6 protein-coding genes are annotated in these 5,074 nt (G+C 41.4%); all 6 read left to right on the top strand.

Annotated features, from left to right (window positions below):
• Positions 1-717 (top strand): alkaline phosphatase D family protein (locus tag ABYB02_RS14425; RefSeq protein ID WP_372763109.1); only part of this gene is annotated, 717 nt, incomplete at its 5' end.
• A gap of 612 nt (positions 718-1,329) precedes the next feature.
• On the top strand, positions 1,330-2,181 hold the full coding sequence (locus tag ABYB02_RS14430) for a helix-turn-helix transcriptional regulator (protein WP_372763110.1): 852 nt from the start codon (positions 1,330-1,332) through the stop codon (positions 2,179-2,181).
• Positions 2,182-2,257: 76 nt separating this feature from the next.
• Entirely contained in the window at positions 2,258-3,727 is a 1,470-nt protein-coding gene (locus ABYB02_RS14435; protein ID WP_372763111.1) for a L,D-transpeptidase family protein, read from the top strand.
• Between the two features lie 220 nt (positions 3,728-3,947).
• On the top strand, positions 3,948-4,169 hold the full coding sequence (locus ABYB02_RS14440; RefSeq protein WP_372763112.1) for a Flp family type IVb pilin: 222 nt from the start codon (positions 3,948-3,950) through the stop codon (positions 4,167-4,169).
• Positions 4,170-4,198: 29 nt separating this feature from the next.
• Positions 4,199-4,735 (top strand): prepilin peptidase, encoded by a 537-nt coding sequence (locus ABYB02_RS14445; protein WP_372763113.1) that lies wholly within the window; start codon positions 4,199-4,201, stop codon positions 4,733-4,735.
• 102 nt (positions 4,736-4,837) lie between these two features.
• The coding region (locus tag ABYB02_RS14450; RefSeq protein ID WP_372763114.1) for a hypothetical protein at positions 4,838-5,074 on the top strand (237 nt) is incomplete at its 3' end.

The raw sequence follows: 5,074 nt of genomic DNA on the forward strand, positions 1-5,074 counted from the left end.
AAAGAACAGTCGCGGCAAATAATGCTCGATTTTTGGCAAGAGCCGGCAAACTCACCACGACGTACTCGCCCCGATGGCATTTATACCTCGTATATGTATGGTGAAGGTGAGCACACTGTACAGGTAATCATGCCCGATTTACGTTGGAACCGCGATGCGTTAAACACAGTAAGCAAATTGGAGTACGCCACTAAGCGTAAACTAAATAATCAAGGTCCGTATAGCCCAAGTGATGTTAAAGGCGCGTCAATGCTTGGTGAGGCGCAGTGGCAGTGGTTAGAGCAAGAGCTTAAAAAGCCAGCAGCCCTTAAACTTATTGCCTCTAGTTTACAGTTATTGCCCGAATTTAGCGGGTGGGAGTCATGGGCGAACTTTCCTGCAGATCGCCAGCGATTATTTTCGTTAATTAAAAAACACCAGGTGAATGGGGTGGTGATCATCAGCGGTGATACGCATTGGGGGGAAATATCACGCTATGAGCAGCAACTTGACTATCCACTAATAGAAATGACCAGTTCAGGGCTAACCGAAAAGTGGCAAGATGTTAGCCCTAACACACACCGCGTAGGGCCGTTTACGCATCAAGTTAATTACGGTGATTTAAGCATAGACTGGCAACAAGTCGACCCCGCAATTTCACTGCAACTTAAAGGCATTGACGGCAAGGTGATAATGCAAAGCCAGTTTACACTTTCCAGTATTAGCCCGTATAAGTAACGCCAAAGTGCACAGTGGTCTTTTAAGCTTGCAGGTAAACACAGCGCATAAATGAGTAGGCGCTTTAGAGCGAGATTGCAGGCAGGAGCCTGCAGTTTTCTTTTATACAGCGTTTAATTTATTTGAACTACACGTGTAGGTAATGGCATAAGCAGCCACTCTGTTTCACGGTAATTAAAGTGATTTACCAATTGTTACAACTTAAATATAGCAACCTTTTTGACGGAAAAACTTGCCTGCGAGACACAACTCTTATGTTGATCAAAATGAAATAATAAATGTTACAAAATAAACATTTGTTTATTAATACAAAATAATTTAAACCCCAGATTTGTAAGGTGTTCGTTGCGATTATATAACCACTATTTTCAGCGATGCGATTTATTGTGGCTAGGTTAATTTAGTGTAAATTTAGTTGCTCTTCAGATCTTTTTTAATTATCTAGACTATAATTGACCTTGCAGCTATTAAGCTGATATTAACAATATAATTCAAAGCATATTTCTTTGTCGGAAATAATAACTATCAGATTGAGACAATTAGTTTTCATTTGGAGTGATTATTAATGCCTACTGTGCAAGGGATGTTGAGTGAATTATATGGGGAAAACTTATGGCCTTAATTAACTCAAGCATATCATTAGGGATCGTTGGTAGTGCTAAAGATGCGATAATAAGCATCAATAATAGTTTAGTGGATAAAGTACAGACTCGCGTATTAGATTCATTAGAGAGTATTCATCCGATGCGCCACTCGTTAGGGGCAATTGCGTATGTAATGGAGTCGGAATCAAAAATAAATCATTTTGCCCTCGAGCATATTTATCAACAATACGCAAAAATACCGCTTTACATTATATGTAATCATATCTCGATTCCGTTATTACATCATGCAATAAAAATGCGAGTTCGAGATGTACTGGTAACACCTATTACGCAGCATAGTCTCAATGAATTTGTTGATGAACTCATAGAAACGACCCAAGTGAGCTGTTATCCACGCAGCATTCACCCAAGCCAGTTTATTGAGTCGTCAGAGCAATTAATCAATCATCCATTAGGCGATTTATTCGACATTATTGAACAGCATTATGTGGATGGCCCATCACTGCAGCAAGTCTCGAGCAATGTATATTTAAGTCCGAGTCGTATTAGCCATATGTTTAAAGATTTGTGCGGAATAGGCTATTGTCAGTACATATTATGTCGTCGTATTGAAGAAAGTGAGCGGCTATTAATGCAGCCTAATGTTTCAATTACTCAAGTTGCATCCGATACTGGTTTTGCCAATTCGTCTCACTTTTGTCGTAGCTTTAAAGAGCATGTTGGCATTACCCCTTCGGCTTATATTCGTAATGATGGCCCCATTAACCTGAGTTGCTTATATCAACGTTATCAAAAGCTGCGCATGGAATTATTACCCAAGCAACACCAAGGTATTGTAGCAAATGTAGTAAATCGTTAATCATTTACATAGTGAGAACTAAACAATGCGTTTACACCTTGGATATTACTTGCTGCTGTTTTGCTTTTGTAGCCACATGGCATTTGCTAATAAAGCAGTAAAGACAGAAAACCTTCAACATAATAAGCTGGGTATCGGGCAAGGCACATCAATTAATTATCACCTGCTGTTGTCGCTTCAAGAGCAGCCATTGTTATGGTTTAAACAAGGCAAACCGAATATTGCAGCGCTTTCTTTGTTGAGCTTGCTGGGCGATTTGGGCGTTGCAAGCGTTAGCGAAGTCGCACACAACAATCCACAATTGGCCGATGAAAGTCTCACAGAGCGTCTATTTTACATTGCCAACTTGTTTAACGGTTATCAAATAGCACCGTTAGAAAACCCTCAACAAGATATAGTTGAGGCAGTGAAAAATAATAACTTAGCTTGGTATGTAGATACTTTATTACCCCAGTTTGAGCAAGTGGTGCATTTAAGAAGGGCGATAGCCCATTACCGAAAACTCATTGCAGCAACTGCAACGCAGCCATGGCCACAAGTAGAGAGCAATTTGTCCTTAAGCTTAGGGCGAGGACACCAATCGGTGATTAAACTTCGTTATATCTTAACTCAGTTAGGTGATTTAGCTCCGAGTCAGCTTGTATCGTATCGGCAACATATTGTTGATCCGGACCTTATTGCAGCACTTAAGCAATTTCAACGCCGTCATCAGCTAAAAGCGAATGGTAAGTTAACGCCCCAAACCATTAATGCGCTTAATAAGCCTTTAGAAGAACGTTTGCAGATATTACAAATTAACTTATGGCGTTGGCTATCCTTACCCAGTGAGCCACCTCCACGTTATATTATGGTTAATATTCCGGCTTTTAAGCTGACTTTATTTGCGCAACAACAGCCAGCTTTAACGATGAAGGTAATTGTGGGTACGCCAAAAAATCCAACCCCAATTATGGTGAGCGAAATTCATAGCATTACCGTAAACCCCTTATGGACCCCCACGTATAATATTGTGCATAACGAACTACTCCCTGCCAACGCGAACACTCCAGGCTACTTACGTAGGCAAAACTTTAAGCTGGCCAAAGGCGTGGGTGCCAAAAAACAATTACACCCTATGTACGATGATAATGAAGCGATTAAAAAAGCATTAGCCAATCATAAAATAGTGCAAGCATCAGGGCCTAATAATGCCTTGGGTAAATATCGCTTTAATATGAAAAACCATCACGCGGTGTACTTGCATGACACGCCCACTAAGTCGCTATTTAATCGCCGCCACAGGGCGCTTAGCCATGGTTGTGTGCGCCTAGCAAATGCCACTACACTTGCTGAGAAGCTGCTAGCACCATTAATGAGCGACAGCACGTTAGCCTCAAACTTAACTAAACGGCAACGTGAGTTTTTAGTATCAAGCAAAAAGCAGTATATAAGCCTACAACAAGTAATCCCTTTGTATTTAACTTACCAAACGGTCGAGGTAACGTCGCAGGGTATAGTGTATTGGAAAAGTGATATTTATCAATTAGATAAAAAAACTCGTCAATAAACGCAAGCTGATGCAAAAACAAGCAATTACATGTTAGTGCCACGCCAATTACTCACCTATATTTTAACTGTATTCGATTTAGTTGTTTAACAAGGAATGTTGCTTAGCGGTGGCGATATAAACGGATTTCTTAACCGTTTACTTCTCACCATTTGAACATTGGTGTATACCGTTTATTTACGCCGTTCAATACGATTAGTTATAAATTGAGGTTTTAATCATGAACAACATTACACGTTTTATTAACGATTTTATTGCAGATGAAAGCGGCTTAACTGCCGTTGAATACGCCATTGCTGGTGGCTTAGTGGTTGGTGGTTTGGTTATTGCGTTCACCCAGTTGGGTACCGCTGCACAAAATCAAATAGTTGACCTGTGTAAAGCGGCAGATTCTGAAGCTACTTGTGATGGTACTACCGGCACTCCTGCTGCTGGTGGTTAAGCCTAGTATTAGTTTAAGGTAATCAAGTCATGTTAATACTCAGTGCTACATTGCTGTTGTTGTTAAGCGCCTTGTACTTAGATTTGCGTTATCAGCGCATTCCTAACCTGTTGGTGCTTATAGCCTTAGGCTTAGCCTTGCTACTGCACGGCTACTTAGGGCAATGGACTGGGCTGTTAGTGGCATTGCAGGGGGCAGGGTTGGCCTTGGCTTTGTTGTTACCTGCCTATGCCATTCGTTGGCTCGGTGCTGGTGATGTGAAACTGATGATCGCGGTCGGCGCGTTTGCCGGCCCGCATTTGCTCTTTTGGTCTGTGGTGTATGGCATTATATGCGGTGCTTTTACCAGCTTTGCCTTAGTACTGTTTAAGGTAGGGGGCAAAGGATTGCTTAATATTGTTAAACGCCGATATATACGCCGAGAAGCAGATGGTGCGAAAGAGGCGCCATTGCAAGTACCCTATGCACCCGCATTGGCATTAGGCTGGCTGCTTGCCTGCTACAACGAACCTGAGGTTATTACAACGTTAGGCAGCTTTAGCAATACGCTATCTGGCTATTTTTAATGAGTATATTGCAAGCTGTTCGCCTCAACAGCACGCACTAGCTAACCACTAGTAAAAAGTAAAACAGAGTGCAGAATGTAAAAAAATAACTAAGGAACACTTATGAGCGATTCGGCCGGAAATAGCACTTCATCGACAACCGATGCCAGCATCGATAATCAAGTGTTCAATGCCCACAACATGACAAAGCGTTATCAAAATGCATCATTTAATAGCACCGTAAATACTGTGCAATTAAACAGGCCGGTTTCAATACCGGATACCGGGATATCAGAGCATTTATTACTGCAGTTATTACTCAAACATATGCGCCTTGCTGCTGTAAGCATGGTGCGAGAG

It is taken from the genome of Pseudoalteromonas sp. (assembly GCF_041613455.1).
Taxonomy (GTDB): domain Bacteria; phylum Pseudomonadota; class Gammaproteobacteria; order Enterobacterales; family Alteromonadaceae; genus Pseudoalteromonas.

What these genes read in the sequence shown, in the direction of transcription:
- ABYB02_RS14435 (WP_372763111.1), top strand. Translation starts at nt 2,258, where the DNA reads ATGGCATTTGCTAATAAAGCAGTAAAGACAGAAAACCTTCAACATAAT.
- ABYB02_RS14440 (WP_372763112.1), top strand. Translation starts at nt 3,948, where the DNA reads ATGAACAACATTACACGTTTTATTAACGATTTTATTGCAGATGAAAGC.
- ABYB02_RS14430 (WP_372763110.1), top strand. Translation starts at nt 1,330, where the DNA reads ATGGCCTTAATTAACTCAAGCATATCATTAGGGATCGTTGGTAGTGCT.
- ABYB02_RS14445 (WP_372763113.1), top strand. Translation starts at nt 4,199, where the DNA reads ATGTTAATACTCAGTGCTACATTGCTGTTGTTGTTAAGCGCCTTGTAC.